The 16117-nt window shown below is 71.5% G+C and carries 15 protein-coding genes; 7 read left to right on the top strand and 8 right to left on the bottom strand.

All coding sequences use genetic code 11. From position 1 onward, the window contains the following. Positions 1–82: 82 nt before the first annotated feature. The 3 genes from AC060K_RS16655 to AC060K_RS16645 are packed head-to-tail and all read right to left on the bottom strand — an operon-like array spanning position 83 to position 3750. The gene (locus AC060K_RS16655; RefSeq protein ID WP_483766520.1) at positions 83–1771 is read right to left on the bottom strand and encodes an ABC transporter substrate-binding protein; all 1689 of its coding nucleotides are present in this window, start codon (positions 1769–1771) and stop codon (positions 83–85) included. A gap of 57 nt (positions 1772–1828) precedes the next feature. Continuing rightward, complete coding sequence (locus AC060K_RS16650) at positions 1829–2746, bottom strand: carbohydrate ABC transporter permease (RefSeq protein WP_483766519.1); 918 nt, start codon at positions 2744–2746, stop codon at positions 1829–1831. Further along, the gene (locus tag AC060K_RS16645) at positions 2743–3750 is read right to left on the bottom strand and encodes an ABC transporter permease (protein WP_483766518.1); all 1008 of its coding nucleotides are present in this window, start codon (positions 3748–3750) and stop codon (positions 2743–2745) included. The genes AC060K_RS16650 and AC060K_RS16645 overlap by 4 nt, the downstream gene beginning before the upstream one ends. A 279-nt stretch (positions 3751–4029) precedes the next feature. Here AC060K_RS16645 and AC060K_RS16640 point away from each other — a divergent pair, with 279 nt between their 5' ends. Continuing rightward, a complete protein-coding gene (locus AC060K_RS16640) occupies positions 4030–5121 on the top strand; it encodes a LacI family DNA-binding transcriptional regulator (protein ID WP_483766517.1) in 1092 nt (363 codons plus the stop codon). Positions 5122–5302: 181 nt separating this feature from the next. Here AC060K_RS16640 and AC060K_RS16635 read toward each other — a convergent pair whose 3' ends face one another. Further along, positions 5303–6301, bottom strand: coding sequence for an SDR family oxidoreductase (locus AC060K_RS16635; protein WP_483766516.1), 999 nt, complete (start codon positions 6299–6301; stop codon positions 5303–5305). 136 nt (positions 6302–6437) lie between these two features. Beyond that, entirely contained in the window at positions 6438–8993 is a 2556-nt protein-coding gene (locus tag AC060K_RS16630; protein ID WP_483766515.1) for an ATP-dependent Clp protease ATP-binding subunit, read from the bottom strand. 242 nt (positions 8994–9235) lie between these two features. Between AC060K_RS16630 and AC060K_RS16625 the strand changes: the two genes are divergently transcribed. The 4 genes from AC060K_RS16625 to AC060K_RS16610 all read left to right on the top strand — a co-directional run bounded on the left by AC060K_RS16625 (position 9236) and on the right by AC060K_RS16610 (position 12478). Beyond that, entirely contained in the window at positions 9236–9835 is a 600-nt protein-coding gene (locus tag AC060K_RS16625; protein ID WP_483766514.1) for a hypothetical protein, read from the top strand. 124 nt (positions 9836–9959) lie between these two features. Next, positions 9960–10910 carry a universal stress protein gene (locus tag AC060K_RS16620; RefSeq protein ID WP_483766525.1) on the top strand — a complete coding sequence of 317 codons (951 nt, stop codon included), beginning with the start codon at positions 9960–9962 and terminating at the stop codon, positions 10908–10910. 141 nt (positions 10911–11051) lie between these two features. Continuing rightward, complete coding sequence (locus AC060K_RS16615; RefSeq protein ID WP_483766513.1) at positions 11052–11855, top strand: hypothetical protein; 804 nt, start codon at positions 11052–11054, stop codon at positions 11853–11855. 26 nt (positions 11856–11881) lie between these two features. Further along, positions 11882–12478: an alpha/beta hydrolase family protein gene (locus tag AC060K_RS16610; protein WP_483766512.1), complete on the top strand. Its 597-nt coding sequence runs from the start codon at positions 11882–11884 to the stop codon at positions 12476–12478. 36 nt (positions 12479–12514) lie between these two features. On the opposite strand, the gene def is transcribed toward AC060K_RS16610, so the two are convergent. Continuing rightward, complete coding sequence (gene def, locus AC060K_RS16605; protein WP_483766511.1) at positions 12515–13195, bottom strand: peptide deformylase; 681 nt, start codon at positions 13193–13195, stop codon at positions 12515–12517. 81 nt (positions 13196–13276) lie between these two features. Here def and AC060K_RS16600 point away from each other — a divergent pair, with 81 nt between their 5' ends. Continuing rightward, positions 13277–13945, top strand: a complete 669-nt coding sequence (locus AC060K_RS16600) for a UdgX family uracil-DNA binding protein (protein WP_483766510.1) — start codon at positions 13277–13279, stop codon at positions 13943–13945. Between the two features lie 37 nt (positions 13946–13982). Here AC060K_RS16600 and zapE read toward each other — a convergent pair whose 3' ends face one another. Both zapE and AC060K_RS16590 read right to left on the bottom strand, forming a co-directional pair. Next, entirely contained in the window at positions 13983–15038 is a 1056-nt protein-coding gene (zapE, locus tag AC060K_RS16595) for a cell division protein ZapE (protein ID WP_483766509.1), read from the bottom strand. 9 nt (positions 15039–15047) lie between these two features. Next, positions 15048–15479, bottom strand: a complete 432-nt coding sequence (locus tag AC060K_RS16590) for a ribosomal maturation YjgA family protein (protein ID WP_483766508.1) — start codon at positions 15477–15479, stop codon at positions 15048–15050. A gap of 67 nt (positions 15480–15546) precedes the next feature. Between AC060K_RS16590 and AC060K_RS16585 the strand changes: the two genes are divergently transcribed. Further along, on the top strand, positions 15547–15993 hold the full coding sequence (locus tag AC060K_RS16585; RefSeq protein WP_483766507.1) for a GNAT family N-acetyltransferase: 447 nt from the start codon (positions 15547–15549) through the stop codon (positions 15991–15993). Positions 15994–16117 lie beyond the last annotated feature (124 nt).

The following is a 16117-nucleotide window of genomic DNA, read 5'->3' as shown; positions in this document are numbered from 1 at the left end:
AGGGCTCCTCGGTCGAGAGTGTGGTGAGACAGCCGGGCGTGGGGCAGGGGGTGAGCCCTGCCCCACGCCCGGGTGAGGTGGATCAGCCGGTGACGCCGGCGGCCGCGTTGGCGCGGTCGACGTACTCCTGCATGCCGGCGCCCTCGAGCTCGGCCACGTAGGCGTCCCACTCGGACAGCGGGCGGTCACCCTTGATGAACTTCGCGGTGTTCTGGAAGACGACGTCCTGCAGCGACGTCTGCTGGAGGCCGGCCATCTCCTGGTCGATCTCGGAGTAGGCGACGGCCGGCGGGATCGGCAGCTCTTCCTTGACGGAGTTCATGCCCTCGATGAACTCGATGGCCTCCTCGCCCAGCGTGGACTGGACCAGCTCCGAGGTGGAGCCGTGGGCGAGCGAGAAGACGCCGTTGTAGTAGCCGAAGTCCTTGTTCAGGAGCTTCGGGGCGCCCGCGTTGAGCGTGCCCCACGTGACCTCGGGGAGCAGGGTGCGCTTGCCGGAGGCGTCCTTCTCGAACGTCTCGCCCTCGACGCCCCACTTGGCGAACTCGAGGCCCTCGTCCGAGTAGTACAGCCAGTCGGCGTACTGGAGCGCTGCGAGGAAGTACGGCTTCTCGGCCAGCTCGGAGGAGAACATCAGGCCGGACTCACGACGGGTCCCGCCGGCGACGTAGTCGCCCGCCGGGCCGCCGGGCACGACGATCTGCTTCATGGTCGCGCCCTGGGCGGCGAGACCGGAGGCCTCGAGGCCGGCCCGGTAGTCGCTGTCGATGACCTGGTCGTTGGTGCTGATCGCGGCGGCCTGCCCGTTGGCGATCTTCGCCTTGGCCGGGTCGTCCTCCTGCGTGAGGCCCTCGGGGTCGAGCAGGCCGTCCTCGACGAGGCCCGCGTAGTACTCGACCAGCGTCTTGTACTCGTCCGAGGCGCCGGCGTACACGTACTTGCCGTCCTCCTCGTTCCACTGCAGGCCGAGCCCGTAGCCCCAGCCCGCGACGGTGCCGAAGTTCGGTGCGGCGGCCTGGAGCGCGGCCTCGAGCGGGCCGTTGGTGCTCCAGCGGTCCGTCATCGGGTACTGGAGGTCGGGGTTCTGCTCCTTGATGGTCTGGAGCTGCTCCGCGAACTCCTCGTAGGTCTTCGGGTGGTCGAGGCCCGCCTTGTCCCACAGGTCCTGGCGGATCGCGATCGAGTACTGCGGCTTGGGCTTCTCGTGCAGGCCCGGGATCATGTAGAACTTGCCGTCCGCCTGCTTCTGGGCGTCGATCTCCGCCTGGAGGTCCCAGTCCTCGATCTTCTGCTGCAGGTTCGGCATGTACTGGATGTAGTCCGAGATCGGCAGGATGGCGCCGCCCGAGATGAACTGCACCTCGTCGCCGGGGTAGGTGACCGGCATGATGTCGGGCGCGTCGCCCGAGCTGACCAGCACCGAGCGCTTCTGCTTGAGGTCCGCGAGCGGGACGCTCTCGATGTCGAACGCGACGTTGTGGTCCTCCTGCAGGTGCTTGAGGATCGGCCAGTCCGGGTTGTACGGGTAGTTGGGGTGGTCGCGGTAGAGGAGACCGAAGGTGACCGGCTCGGAGGCCTTGAACGTGGTCCCGGCCTCGAAGTCCTCCATGTAACCGACCTGGTCGGCCAGGTCGATCTCCACACCCTCGGTGGCCTCGTCGGCCGGCGGCTCTTCGCTGCCGGAACCGTTCGAGCCGCACGCTGTCAGCGTGAGGACGAGGGCGGTCGCGGCGGCAACCGCCGCAGCGCCCTTCTGTCGGGTGATCCTCATTGTTCTCCTCCGGTTGTTGAACGTCGTCGTTCGGGATGGTCCAGCGGATCGGTTGTCTCAGCCCTTGACAGAGCCGAGCATCACGCCCGTCACGAAGTACTTCTGGATGAACGGGTAGACAGAGACGATCGGGATGATCGTGAGCAGCATCGCCACGGCCTGGAGGTTCGCGCCGATCTGTACGGCTTCCTGCCCGCCTTCCTGGCCCACGCCCGTGGAGCCGGCGAGCAGGTTGCGCAGGTAGAGCGTCACCGGCTGCAGGTCCGGGTCGCTGAGGTAGAGGAACGCGGGGAACCACGAGTTCCAGAAGCTCACGGCGTAGAAGAGGATCATCGTGGCGACGACCGCCTTGGACAGGGGCAGCACGACGCGCAGGAAGATCCCGTAGGTCGTGAGCCCGTCGATGGCCGCAGCCTCCTCCAGCTCCGCGGGGAAGTTCTCGAAGAAGGACTTCATGACGAGGAGGTTGAAGGCGCTGATCGCGTTGGGGATCACGATGGCCCACATCGTGTTCTTCCAGCCCAGCTCGGTGATGAGCAGGTAGTTGGGGATGAGGCCGCCGTTGAAGAACATCGTCACGACGAGCAGCCCCACGAAGAAGCCGCGGCCCTTGAGGTGCGTCTTCGACAGCGCATAGGCGAACGTGGTCGTCAGCGCCATAGCGACGATCGTGGCCACCACGGTGTAGACCACCGTGTTGCCGTAGTTGCGCCAGAACCGCTCGTCCGCGAACACGTAGCCGAACGTCGTGAGGTCGAACCCGACGGGCAGCAGGTTCACCTGGCCGGCGACGATCGCGCCCGGCGAGCTGAACGACTTCGCGACGAGGTTGACGAACGGGTACAGCGTCACGAAGGAGACGACGACGAGCGTCACGGCGTTGACGACCCGGAAGATGCGGTACGACGTCGAGTCCTTGACCGTCGTGGGGACCGCCCGGACGGCGGCGATGTCGGGGATGGTCTGCTCGGTCACCACAGGGACGCTCCAACCGCGCGCTTCGAGACGGCGTTCGCCGTGAGGACGAGGACGAGGCCGATGAGGGCCTCGAAGAGGCCGATCGCGGCGGCGTACGAGAAGCTGCCGCTCGTGAGGCCGACCCGGTACAGGTACGTCGCGATCACGTCCGCCGTGGACTGCGTGAGCGGGTTGTAGAGCAGGAAGACCTTCTCGAACCCGACGGAGAGGAACGTGCCGATGTTGAGGATCAGCAGGACCACGACCGTGGGCAGGATGCCCGGCAGCGTGATGTGCCACGTCTGCTGCCAGCGGTTGGCGCCGTCGATCCGGGCCGCCTCGTAGAGCTGGTCGTCGATCGTCGTCAGCGCAGCCAGATAGAGGATCGTGCCGAAGCCGACCGTCTGCCACACCTCGGACGTCACGTAGACGGTGCGGAACCACTCCGCCTGCTGCATGAACGCGACCGGTTCGCTGCCGACCGCCCGGATGATCTGGTTGATCGTGCCGTTCACCGCGGTCAGCTCGAAGACGAAGCCCGCGACGATGACGATCGACATGAAGTGCGGGAGGTAGGTGATCGTCTGGACGCTCTTCTTGAACCGCCGCGAGCGCAGCTCGTTGAGCATCAGCGCGAGGATGATCGGCAGCGGGAAGGTGATCAGCAGGGTCAGGGCGCCGAGGATCACCGTGTTGGTGAAGACGGCCCAGAACTTCGGGTCGTTGAGGAACATCTCGATGTAGCGGAACCCGACCCACTCGTCCCCGAGGAACGACCCGCCCGGCCGGAACCGGCGGAAGGCGATGACGTTCCCCGCCATCGGCAGGTAGCGGAACACGAGCAGCCACACGACCGGGAGCAGCAGGAACGTGTAGAGGCGCCAGTCCCTGCGCAGCGCGAGAGACCACGAGGCCCGGCTGCCGACGCGGCGCTCTCCGGCGCCCCCGGCAGCCGGCCGCACGGGCGGCTCGTCACCGGGTACGACCTCCACCGTGAGTGGCGCTGGTGTTCCCCTTGCCATCGATGTCCTTCCCGCCACGACCTCGTGTCGGCCTCCCGCAGCGACGCGGGCTCAGCCTCCACTCCGTCGTGGAAGTTCTCGAAACTATCGGCTTCGAAACCGATATCTATTAACCGGGACAGTAGGGTCCGGCTACGGGAGCGTCAAGGCGAGGCCGGGTTTCTGGGGGTTACAAAACGATATCGGTCCGCTACCCGACCACATTTGAGCCATGTTCAGTTCCACGGCCTGGCCGCGCCGGGCGTACGCTATGGCGAAAGTTGCGAAGGGTGATCAACGATGACCGAGACCAGTGCCGCGCCTCTTCTCCCTGATCAGGGCGGGGTGACTCCGCAGCGGACGGCGGCCGTGACGTCGTCGGGCGCCCGGACCGCGACCATCGCCGAGATCGCCCGCGAGCTCGGGGTGTCCGTGCCCACCGTGTCCAAGGTGCTCAACGGGCGCAACGACGTGGCGCAGCGGACGCGCGACCGGGTCGAGGAGGCGCTGGAGCGCCACCAGTACCGGCGCCGCAGGTCAGGCGTGGTCCCCGAGGGGACGGGCCTCGTCGACCTGGTGTTCCACCGCCTGGGCTCGGCCTGGTCCATGGAGATCATCCGCGGCGTGGAGGAGACGGCGGCCCAGGCCCGGATCAGCGTGATCCTCTCCGAGCTGGGCGGCAAGCACCGCCCGCCGCAGACGTGGCTCGACACCACGATTGCGCGGCCCCCGCTGGGCGTCCTGCTCGTGGCGGCCAACCTCACGCCCGCGCAGCACCAGCAGCTCGACCGGCGCGCCATCCCCTACGTCGTCATCGACACCGACGGCGAGCCGCCCGCCGACGTGGCCGCCGTCGGCTCGGACAACTGGAACGGCGGCCTGGTCGCCGTGCGGCACCTGCTCGGGCTGGGGCACCGGCGGATCGCCGTCATCACCGGCCCGCAGGACATGCTCTGCAGCCGGGCGCGGGTCGACGGCGCCCGCTCGGCCCACGAGGAGGCGCACGTCCCGTTCGACCCGACGCTGGTCCGCTCGGGCAACTTCTACGTCGAGGCAGGGTTCGAGCACGGGTACGACCTGCTCTCCCGGGCGGACCGGCCCAGCGCGATCTTTGCCGGGTCCGACATGCAGGCGCTCGGCGTGCTGCGCGCCGCCCGGGAGCTGGGGCTCCGGGTGCCGGAGGACCTCTCCGTCGTGGGGTACGACGACCTGCCTCTCGTGAGCTGGGTGGGTCCCGCCCTGACGACCGTGCGGCAGCCGCTGGCCGAGATGGGATCGGCGGCGACCCGCATCCTCCTCGACCTGGTGCGCGGGCGGGAGCCTCAGGTGCGCCGGCTGTCGCTCGCGAGCGAGCTGGTGGTCCGGGAGTCCACGGCGCCGCCGCCCGCCTGACCGCCCCGCCTCTCCGTGTGGGTATGGCTGTGGGGGGGGGGGGGGGGGGGGGGGGCGCCCCCCCCCACCCCCACCCCCCCCCCGGGGGGCGGGGGGGCCCGCCGGCCGGGGGGGGTTGGGGGGGGGGGTGCAGCGGGGGGGGCCCCCCCCCCCACAGCCATACCCACACCGGACGGGGGGCTCAGAGCGCTCGCGCGTGCGCCACCAGCCGGTCGAAGCCCGCGTCGAGCTCCGGGTCGACCACCTGCGCCTCGGGGTGCGCGTCGAACCACTCGAGCTGCTCCACCGCGCCCTGGTCGTACGTGATGGTGGTCCCGAACTCGGGCACCAGCGCCTTCACCTTCGCCGCGTCGAACACCATCGAGTGCGCCTTGTCGCCCAGCAGGCCCGGGCCGACGTCGGGCAGCACGCGGGCGATCGTCTCCGACGCGACGTGCACCAGCTCCGGCTCCGGGACGCCCGCCGCCGCGCCGAGCCAGCGGTAGATCTGGTCCCACGTGGGCGCGTGCGTGCCCGTGATGTGGAACAGGTCGCCCACGGCGAACGGGTTGCCGAGCAGCCCCACGAAGCCGACGGCGAAGTCATCGGTGTGCGTCAGCGTCCACAGCGAGGTGCCGTCACCGTGCACCACGACGGGCCGGCCCGCCCGCATCCGCGCCACGTCGGTCCACGCGCCGGTGGTCGGCAGCAGCGTGCGGTCGTACGTGTGCGACGGGCGCACGATCGTGGCGGGAAAGCCGTTCTCGCGCAGCTCGCGGACCAGCACGTCCTCGCAGGCGATCTTGTCGCGCGAGTACTGCCAGAACGGGTTGTGCAGCGGCGTCGACTCGGTCACCGGCAGGCGCGCCGGGGGCGTCTGGTACGCGGACGCGGAGGAGATGAACACGTACTGCCCGGTCCGGCCCGAGAACTGCGCCACGTCGCGCGCCACGTGGTCGGGAGTGAACGCCCGGAACTGTGCCACGACGTCGAACTCCCGCCCACCCAGGGCCGCGGCCACCGCCTCGCCGTCGCCCGCGTCGGCGACCAGGGTCTCCACCTCGTCGGGGAGAGGCCGGACCGTGGAGCGACCACGGTTCAGCACCGTCACTCGGTGCCCGAGCGTGACCGCCCGGGCGACGCTCGCCGCGCTGATGATGCCGCTGCCGCCGATGAACAGGATGCTCTTCGCTGAAGCCATGCGGCCATGGTGCCACCGACGGAGGCACTGTCTCGGCGGGACGCCCGAGCCGTGCCACGACGAAAGGGGTCACCTCCCGTGCGGGAGGTGACCCCTTTCGTCGTCGGACACCCCGGTGGGGGCCCGGAGCCGCGGACTACGCGCCCGCAGCCAGCTCGCCCGTGGGCGGGGTGGCGTCGCGCGGGGCGAGACCTGCGCCGGCCGGGACCGACTGCGGCTCGGCCGCGTGGCCGTAGTCGGGCTTCGGCACGCCCTTGATCTTGAACTCGCCGAGGATGCCCTCGCCCTCGCCGTCGATCACGACCAGCTGACCCGGCTTCAGGTCGCCGAACAGGATCTTCTCGCTCAGCACGTCCTCGATCTCGCGCTGGATCGCCCGCTTGAGGGGGCGCGCACCGAGGACCGGGTCGTAGCCCTTCTCGGCGAGCAGCTTCTTCGCGGCGGTCGTGAGCTCGATGCCCATGTCCTTGTCGCGGAGACGCTTGTCCAGCTTCGCGATCTCCAGGTCGACGATCTGGATGATCTCGTCCTGGGAGAGCTGCGGGAAGACCACCGTGTCGTCGACACGGTTGAGGAACTCAGGCCGGAAGTGCTGCTTGAGCTCGTCGTTGACCTTCGCCTTCATGCGCTCGTACGACGTCACCAGGTCGCCGCCGGCGTTGAAGCCGGTCTGGAGGCCCTTGGCGATGTCCCGCGTGCCGAGGTTCGTGGTCATGATGATGACGGTGTTCTTGAAGTCGACCACCCGGCCCTGCGAGTCGGTCAGGCGACCGTCCTCGAGGACCTGCAGCAGCGAGTTGAAGATGTCGGCGTGCGCCTTCTCCACCTCGTCGAACAGGACCACGGAGAACGGCTTGCGCCGCACCTTCTCGGTGAGCTGGCCACCCTCGTCGTAGCCGACGTAGCCGGGAGGCGAGCCGAACAGCCGCGAGACCGTGTGCTTCTCGGAGAACTCCGACATGTCGAGCTGGATCAGCGCGTCCTCGTCCCCGAAGAGGAACTCGGCGAGCGCCTTGGCCAGCTCGGTCTTGCCGACGCCCGTGGGGCCCGCGAAGATGAACGACCCACCGGGGCGCTTCGGGTCCTTGAGCCCGGCCCGCGTACGGCGGATGGCCTGCGAGAGCGCCTTGATCGCGGTCTCCTGACCGACGACGCGCTTGTGCAGCTCCTCCTCCATGTGGAGCAGCCGCGAGGACTCCTCCTCGGTGAGCTTGATGACCGGGATACCCGTGGACATCGCCAGCACCTCGGCGATGAGCTCCTCGTCCACCTCGGCGACGGAGTCGAGGTCACCCGACTTCCAGGCCTTCTCCTTGTCCGCGCGGAGCTGCGTGAGCTGCTTCTCCTTGTCACGCAGGCCGGCGGCCTTCTCGAAGTCCTGCTCGTCGATCGCGGACTCCTTCTCGCGCCGCGCCTCGGCGATGCGCTCGTCCAGGACCTTGAGCTCCGGCGGCGCCGTCATGCGGCGGATCCGCAGGCGCGCCCCGGCCTCGTCGATCAGGTCGATCGCCTTGTCGGGGAGGAACCGGTCGTTGATGTACCGGTCGGCGAGCGTGGCCGCGGAGACCAGCGCCGTGTCCGTGATGGACACGCGGTGGTGCGCCTCGTAGCGGTCGCGCAGGCCCTTGAGGATCTCGATGGCGTGCTCGAGCGACGGCTCGGCCACCTGGATCGGCTGGAAGCGGCGCTCCAGGGCCGGGTCCTTCTCGACGTACTTGCGGTACTCGTCGAGCGTGGTGGCACCGATCGTCTGCAGCTCGCCACGAGCCAGCATCGGCTTGAGGATCGACGCGGCGTCGATCGCGCCCTCAGCGGCGCCCGCCCCGACGAGGGTGTGAATCTCGTCGATGAACAGGATGATGTCGCCGCGGGTGCGGATCTCCTTGAGCACCTTCTTGAGGCGCTCCTCGAAGTCACCGCGGTAGCGCGAGCCGGCCACGAGCGCGCCCAGGTCCAGCGTGTACAGCTGCTTGTCCTTGAGCGTCTCGGGGACGTCGCCACGGACGATGTCCTGGGCGAGGCCCTCCACGACGGCCGTCTTGCCGACGCCGGGCTCGCCGATCAGCACCGGGTTGTTCTTGGTGCGGCGGGACAGGACCTGCATGACCCGCTCGATCTCCTGCGTGCGCCCGATGACCGGGTCGAGCTTGCCCTCGCGGGCGGCCTGGGTGAGGTTCCGGCCGAACTGGTCGAGCACGGCCGAGCCGGCAGGCTGGCCCTCCTGCGGACCGCCCGTGGCGACGGGCTCCTTGCCCTGGTAACCGGACAGGAGCTGGATCACCTGCTGGCGCACCTTGTTCAGGTCGGCGCCCATCTTGGTGAGCACCTGAGCGGCGACGCCCTCGCCCTCACGGATGAGGCCGAGGAGGATGTGCTCGGTGCCGATGTAGTTGTGCCCCAGCTGCAGCGCCTCGCGGAGCGACAGCTCCAGGACCTTCTTGGCGCGCGGCGTGAACGGGATGTGACCGCTGGGGGCCTGCTGGCCCTCACCGATGATCTCGGTGACCTGCGTACGCACGCCGTCCAGCGAGATGCCGAGCGACTCCAGGGCCTTGGCGGCCACGCCCTCGCCCTCGTGGATGAGGCCGAGGAGGATGTGCTCGGTACCGATGTAGTTGTGGTTGAGCATCCGCGCCTCTTCCTGGGCGAGGACGACGACCCGACGGGCTCGATCCGTAAATCTCTCGAACATGTGCGCTCCCTCACGAGCGGCGTTACCTTCACCGGCGTCTGTATCCGGCGTACCAGGCCTGACCGCATCGACTCTATGCGCTCAGAACGCGCCCATGGGCCGAGTGATGCCCATGTTCGCCAGGGGCGTGACAATCCGCGCGCCGGTCGTTGACCGAGGGCGCCGTACAAGGCAGGCTCGTGCCAGACCCGAACGGGCGCTCGCACGGAGCGTCCGTGCCCGTCGGCACCCGGGGAGGTGGCATGCCGGAGGAGTCCCCCGAGTCCTGGGAGCAGATCGTCGCGCGCTTCGCCCGTTTCTCCGGAGTGGTCGGTGAGGTCCACGACCCGCTCACGTGGGGCCTGGACCTCGAGGAGGAGACGGTCACGGGCGTCGCCGACGGCCAGGACCCCACTGAGGAGCGCTTCCTGCGCGCTTACCGCACGTTCGCCGGCGAGGCGCTGGAGGTCGAGACGCTGCGCGTCCCGGCCACCGAGGCGCAGGTGGAAGACATCGTGCGTGCAGCGTGCAGCGGTGCGCTGGCCGCGCCCCTGCACGCGGACGTCGACACCGACACCCCCGACCCCGCCGACTTCGCCGAGGCCTACCAGGACTACCGCAGCGCCATGCGCGCCATCGTCGCCGAGGTGGACGAGGTGCCGTGCGAGTCCGAGGAGTTCGTCGTCGACGGCACGGCTCAGCAGTGCCTGCGCGTCACCGTCCGTGGAGTGACCGCCCTGTACACCTCGGCAGCCGACCGGGCCCTCGTGGTGACCGGTCCCGCCGACCTCGTCGACCGGGTGGACGTGGTGACGAGGCCCATCCGGAACCTGCTGCACGGCGACGACGGGCCCAGGTTCTGAACCCGGCACGGCAGGGACAGCGGGCGGCTCGCACCGTCAGCGGTCGCGGCCACGCCTACGATGCGGCAGGAGGCCCTCGCAGAGCGTCGCGGGCTTGCCCCGGAGCAGAAGGCAGGTGGAGCACATGCACGGCATCGTCGTCGGTGTGAACGGTTCGGCCGAGTCCGACCAGGCGCTGGACTGGGCCCTTCGGGAGGCCGCCTCGCGAGGGGTCCCCATGACCGCGGTCATGGCCTGGAAGCCCGGCTCGCGCGCCACCGAGCCGGCCCAGTTCGAGCAGGCCTCCGAGCGCAAGCACGACGAGTGCCTGACGCAGCTCGACCTGGCGCTGGCGCGCACGGGGGTCGACGTCGCGGCCCAGATCCAGCTCGTCGAGGGCCCCGCGACGGAAGCCCTGCTGGCCGCCCAGGAGGGCGCCGACATGCTCGTCCTGGGGCGGCGCAGCCTCGGTCGCGTAGGACGCCTCGTCCTCGGTTCCACGTCGTCGGGGATCGTGGAGAACGCCACGAGCCCCGTCACGGTCGTACGCCGCACGGAGGTGCCCGACGCCGGGCGCTCGCCCTCCGGCGACATCTCACCGGGGGCGGGGGTCACCCCCGAGTCGGCCGCCTCGCCGGAAGACACCTCCCCCGCCGACGCGGGCCCACCCCGGGTCGTCGTCGGTGTCGACACGTCGGCCCCCAGCGTCGCGGCGCTGCGGCACGCCGCCGAGGTGGCCGGCCGGCTGGGCGGCGTCCTGGACGCGGTCTTCGCCTGGCAGATCACCACGCTGGCGCCTCTCCCCGGTTCCTGGGGCTGGGCCCCGCCCATCGACGAGTACGAGCGGTTCGCCGCCGGCGCGCTCGACGCGGCGGTGGCGCAGGCAGGCCTCGGGCTGCCGGCGGACCGTATCGCCCGACGGGTCGTGCACGGCCCGGCCACCGGGAGCCTGGTGGACGCGTCGCGGGGCGCGGAACGGCTCGTCGTCGGCAACCGCGGGCTCGGCGGCTTCGACCGCCTGATGCTCGGGTCCACCAGCCGGCAGGCGCTCGAGTATGCGCACTGCCCGGTGACCGTGGTGCGCGCCGACGGGTGATAACGATCCCGCAGGGTGCTCGGGCGAACAGACCGGCGGCGGGCCGCCGGTAGGATCTGGCCACCGCGGTCCTGGCCCTAGGGGCCAGGACCGTCCCGAGCCATCCCGCCGGCCGGCGCCGGCCGCACCACCGGAGGAATCGTGAAGCGATCCGTCGCGCCGTCGCCGCAGGTCGCACGCCTGTCCACCGCAGCGGCCGGCCGGCCGCGCAGGTGGGCCACCCTGAGTGCCGCGCTGCTCGCGAGCGTGCTCGCCGTGGCCCTGCCGGCGGCGCCCGCAGCGGCTGACGACCGGATCGTCGAGGTCACCGCCGACGGGGTGCGGTTCGTCTCGGACAACCAGCGGGTCGACCTCACGTACACCGTGTTCGACAGCAACTTCAACTGGCTCGCGAACTACCGGGACGAGGTCCCGGGCAGCGGACGCAACGAGATGTTCGTCGCCTTCGACGAGGCGAAGTCCGACTATCCCGATGGGTACTGCGTCACCAACGTGTGGGTAGAGGATGCCGGGTCGTGGCAAGGGTGGGCCCAGCACGCCAAGTGCTTCAAGCCGGAGAAGCAGGATCCACAGCCCACACCCGAGCCGCCTGCTCCCGCCCCGGCCGAGCCTGCCCCGCCCGCACCCGCGCCGCCGGCCCCGGAGCCCGCGCCGTCCCCCACCCCCACCAAGGCCGCCCCGAGGCCCGCCCCGGCACCCAGCCCCACGCCGTCGGACACGCCGAGCCCCACCCCGTCCGACACCCCGTCGCCGACGCCCTCCCCGTCACCGAGCGCGACGTCGCCGCTGGCGGCGATCCACGCCGACAAGAACCAGCCGCCGCCGGTGTCCGTGGCGGACGACGACCCGATGGCTGCCGGCCTCGGCTGGCTCGCCGTCCTGTTCAGCGGGCTGCTCGTGTCGGCCGGCGGCTGGCTGCTCATCGCCCGGGTCCGGGCGCAGTAACGACGCCGCGCGGCGAGACTGGGAGCATGACCGCCCCCGAGCGACGCCGCCCCGTCGGCCTGGTGCTGACGCCCGGCGCCGGCGCCGCGCGGGACCACCACACCCTCGTGGCCGTGGAGAAGGCCCTGGCGAAGCTGGAACCTGCGGTCCCGGTGCTCCGCCTGGACTTCCCGTACCGGATCGCGGGGAAGCGGATGCCCGACCGCCCGGCAGTCGCGGTCGCCCACCTCGTGGAGCACGCGACCGCCTGGGCGGCCGAGCTCGGCGTCGAGCCGGGCGGGCTTCTCCTCGGCGGCAGGTCCTACGGCGGGCGCATGTGTTCCCTCGCCGTCGCGGAAGGGCTCCCGGCCGCCGGGCTCGTGCTCCTCAGCTACCCGCTGCACCCTCCGGGCAAGCCGGAGAAGCTGCGTGTCGACCACTTCCCCCGGCTGGACGTGCCGGTGCTGTTCGTCTCCGGCACCACCGACCCGTTCGGCACCCCCGACGAGCTGGCGCGGCACACCGCGGCCATCCGTGGCCCGGTGTCCACCGTGCACCTGCCCGGGGCCCACGACCTGCGCGGCCAGGACGACGACGTCGCGCGGGCCGTCGCGGAGTGGATCCCGGCAATGCCGAGACAGTGAGCTCGTCCGACGAGGGCACTGTCTCGGCCCCGAGGCCTACTTGCCCGGGGGCTGCTCGGGGTACTCCGCGGGCGTCATCTCCAGCTCGATGGCGATCTCCCGGCGGCCTGCGAGGATGTCGGCCCGGTTCTCGTCACGCTGGCGCAGCGCGTCCTGCTGGAGCTCGGGGCTCAGGTGGTCCCAGTAGAGCAGGCCGTCGAGGTGCTGCGTCTCGTGGATGAAGCACCGGGCGAGGTAGCCGGTGGCCGTGAGCTGGAGGGGCCCGCCGTGCTGGTCCACGCCCCGCACCGTCGCGCCGCCCGGCCGCTCCAGCGGCTCGTAGGCGCCCGGCACGGAGAGGCAGCCCTCGTCCTCGACCTCGGGCTCGGCCTCGAGGTCCACCTCGAGCTCGGGGTTGACCACGTGGCCCACGTGCCGGTCGCCGTTCTCGTCCGTGAGGTCGTAGACGAAGACCCGCAGGTCGGAACCCACCTGGGTGGCCGCGAGGCCGACGCCCTCCGCCACCTCCATGGTGGTGAACATGTCGTCGATGAGCCGGGCCAGCTCAGGCGTGGAGAACTCTGTGACACGGCGCGTCGGCGTGTGGAGCACCGGCTCGCCGATCTCGGTGATGCGCAGCGGGCGCCCGCGCAGCACCTCCGGAGCGATCGCGGGGTAGTCCTCCACGGGTTCACCCAGCAGGTAGGTCACAGGCTTGCGCTTGCCGAAGCTCCACATGGGACACGAGATTAGCCGTCCGGGGCGTCCGTGTGCCGGTGACAGCGGCCCGGGCCATGGTGGGACGAGGAGGTGGTGCGCGTGCCGGCCGACCGGACCAGCAGGCCGGGCGCCCAGGAGTGGGTGCCGCCCGACGCCGACGTGGCGCGGCTCACGGAGGCGGCGCACGCCTGCCGTGGCTGCGAGCTCTGGGCCGACGCCACGCAGGTCGTGTTCTCCGCGGGTCCGCCCGACGCGCGGCTCGCCCTCGTCGGGGAGCAGCCCGGCGACCGCGAGGACCTGGAGGGCGAGCCGTTCGTCGGTCCTGCGGGACGGGTGCTCGGGGAGGCGCTCGACGCCGCGGGCCTGTCCCCCGACGACGTGTACGTCACCAACGCGGTGAAGCACTTCCGGTTCGAGCAGCGCGGCAAGCGGCGCCTCCACAAGACGCCGGACGTGGCCCACGTGCGGGCGTGCCTCCCGTGGCTCGCCGCCGAGCTGGCGGTGGTGCGGCCGCGCGTCGTCGTCGCGCTGGGAGCGACCGCGGGGCGGGCCGTGCTGGGGCGGACCGTCCGGATCGGTGCCGAGCGGGGCCGGGTGCTCGACGGCGAGGCCGTGCCGGGCTCCGCACCGGACGACGGCTACGCGCCGGGCGTGGTGCTCACGACGCACCCGTCGGCGCTGCTGCGGCTCCGCGAGCAGACCGACCGGGAGTCCGCCCTCGCGGCGCTGGTCGCCGACCTCGCGGTCGCGGGCGAGGCCGCGGGATGAGTCCGGCGGCGGGGGGCCGGCGCGGGACGGCGGGCTCCTACCGGGCGAGGACCGGGAGCTGGGCCAGCCGGCTGGCCGTACGGGCCAGGTCCCGCGGCGCCGGGTCGCGGTCGAGGACGACGTCGAGCGGCGCCGCCGCCAGGAGCGTCAGCGGGACGTCCCGGTCGTGCAGCACGTCGACCAGGTGGACGAAGCGCTGGGCCACGTCCGGCGAGCAGCGGGCGAGCGGGACGACGTCGGACACCACCCACGAGCCGAAGCGTTCCGCGAGGGCGAGCAGGTCGAGGGCCGACACGGGGGCGCCGCACAGCTCGCGGAAGTCGAACCACACCTCGTCACCCGCCGCCCGCAGGGCGGGGACCGAACGGCGCACCCGGCCCGGGCGCGCCGGCTCCACGGGGACCAACGCCGACTCCTCCGGCTGGGGCCGCTCGAGCCCCGAGCGGACGAGCTGGTCCGCCGAGCCCGGCACCAGGACCCGGCCTGCGAGGAACCCGCGAGCAGGCCGGTCCGGCACGGGGAGGGTGCGGTAGTCCACCGGGCCGTCCACGGCCAGGACGTCGAGCTCGGCCCGGACCAGAGCGATCAGCGGCTCGGCGAGGTGGTGGAACAGCGGGTCGGGCAGGAGACCGTCAGGCGGGTAGTTCGACGTCGCCACCAGCGTCACGCCCCGCGCCGTGAGCGCGCGGAGAGCCCGGGTGAGCAGCATGGTGTCGCCGGCGTCGTGCAGGTGGAGCTCGTCGAACGAGACCAGCCGGCTGTCGCCGAGCAGGGCGTCCAGGGCGCCGTCCACGGCGTGCGGGTCCCCACGGTGCGCGTGGACCTCGGCATGCAGGGCACGGAAGAAGTCGTGGAAGTGGAAGCGCCTCCGGGCCACAGGCGCGGCGGCATGGAACCGGTCGAGCAGCCAGGTCTTGCCGCGCCCCACCGGTCCCCAGAGATAGACGCCGCGCGCCGGGGCGTGCGGGTCGGAGGCGAGCCGGTCGGAGGCGAGCCGGTCGAGGACCGCGTCGAGCCGGGCCGCGGCCGCCGCCTGCGCGTCGTCGAGCACCAGGCCCGCCGCAGCGGCGGCGGTGAGCAGGGCGGACGACACGCGTCGACCCTATGCCGGGACGCCCTCGCCCTCCGAGGCCGACGGACGTGAGGTTCGGCTCACGAGCAGCACCGCGAGACCCCACCCGGCCAGCGCACCCACGGCGTACCAGGGCAGGTCCGGCGGGTTGAACGTGGATCCCAGGACGAGCCGGGCCAGCAGGTTGTCCGAGAGTGCCGCCGGCACGCCCGTGAGCTGGAACAGCTCGACGGCGACGCTGACCGCCAGGGCCGCGGCGGCCGCCACCAGCGGGCGCGTGCGAGGGAACGCCAGGAGGACCAGCCAGACGAGAAGCACCGTGTACAGCGCGTCCCCCGCGTACTTGGCGACGTCGCCCCCGAGGACCGCCCGGACGCCGAGACCCGCGGCGACCGTCAGGGCCGCGGCCGCGGCCGCTCGGATCCGGACGGCACGGTCGTGGGGGCGCCGGGTGGGATGCATGGCCGCATCCTGTCAGACGGCGCAGCACCCCTCGGAACTGTCGGACCCACTCGCTAGCATCGCGAGCATGGCCTCCTTCCGGCTCGCGGAGCTGACCCCGGACAACATCAGCGAGGCGTTGCGGCTCGAGGTGGGGCCAGGTCAGGACACCTTTGTGGCGTCCGTCGCGGACTCCCTGGCACACGCCTACGTGTCGCCCTCCGCGTGGCCCCGGCTGGTGTACGACGGCGACACGGTGGTCGGCTTCGTGATGGCCAACTTCGAGCCGTACCACGAGATCGAAGAGCTCCAGTGCGGCATCTGGCGGCTCCTCGTCGCCGCCGAGTCGCAGGGCCGCGGCGTCGGCCGCTTCGCCGTCGAGGAGGTCGCCGCCGAGGCCCGGCGACGCGGGCAGTCCCGCATCACCGTGCTCTGGGTGCCGGGCGAGGGCGGCCCGGGAGACTTCTACCGGCGGATGGGCTTCACGATCACGGGCGAGCTGTTCGGCCAGGTGGTGGGAGCGAAGGAGATCTAGCCGGGACGCGCCGTCCCGCCGGCGCGCGCCCCCGTGTGATCGGTAGTTCGGTGCGTGTTCGGCAGTTCGAACTGCCGATCACCCACCCAACAACCCATCACCCCGGCCAGGCTGGCGCGGAGCC

This window comes from Antribacter sp. NEAU-D49 (assembly GCF_057158775.1).
Note: the sequence above shows the minus strand (reverse complement) of the source record. Positions and strands in the feature narration are given on the sequence as shown.

Excerpts from the sequence above, each read along its gene's own strand:
- AC060K_RS16640 (WP_483766517.1), top strand. The coding sequence starts at position 4,030 with ATGACCGAGACCAGTGCCGCGCCTCTTCTCCCTGATCAGGGCGGGGTG.
- AC060K_RS16635 (WP_483766516.1), bottom strand. The coding sequence starts at position 6,301 with ATGGCTTCAGCGAAGAGCATCCTGTTCATCGGCGGCAGCGGCATCATC.
- AC060K_RS16655 (WP_483766520.1), bottom strand. The coding sequence starts at position 1,771 with ATGAGGATCACCCGACAGAAGGGCGCTGCGGCGGTTGCCGCCGCGACC.
- AC060K_RS16590 (WP_483766508.1), bottom strand. The coding sequence starts at position 15,479 with ATGCATCCCACCCGGCGCCCCCACGACCGTGCCGTCCGGATCCGAGCG.
- AC060K_RS16630 (WP_483766515.1), bottom strand. The coding sequence starts at position 8,993 with ATGTTCGAGAGATTTACGGATCGAGCCCGTCGGGTCGTCGTCCTCGCC.
- AC060K_RS16585 (WP_483766507.1), top strand. The coding sequence starts at position 15,547 with ATGGCCTCCTTCCGGCTCGCGGAGCTGACCCCGGACAACATCAGCGAG.
- AC060K_RS16625 (WP_483766514.1), top strand. The coding sequence starts at position 9,236 with ATGCCGGAGGAGTCCCCCGAGTCCTGGGAGCAGATCGTCGCGCGCTTC.
- def (WP_483766511.1), bottom strand. The coding sequence starts at position 13,195 with ATGTGGAGCTTCGGCAAGCGCAAGCCTGTGACCTACCTGCTGGGTGAA.
- AC060K_RS16645 (WP_483766518.1), bottom strand. The coding sequence starts at position 3,750 with ATGGCAAGGGGAACACCAGCGCCACTCACGGTGGAGGTCGTACCCGGT.
- AC060K_RS16620 (WP_483766525.1), top strand. The coding sequence starts at position 9,960 with ATGCACGGCATCGTCGTCGGTGTGAACGGTTCGGCCGAGTCCGACCAG.
- AC060K_RS16610 (WP_483766512.1), top strand. The coding sequence starts at position 11,882 with ATGACCGCCCCCGAGCGACGCCGCCCCGTCGGCCTGGTGCTGACGCCC.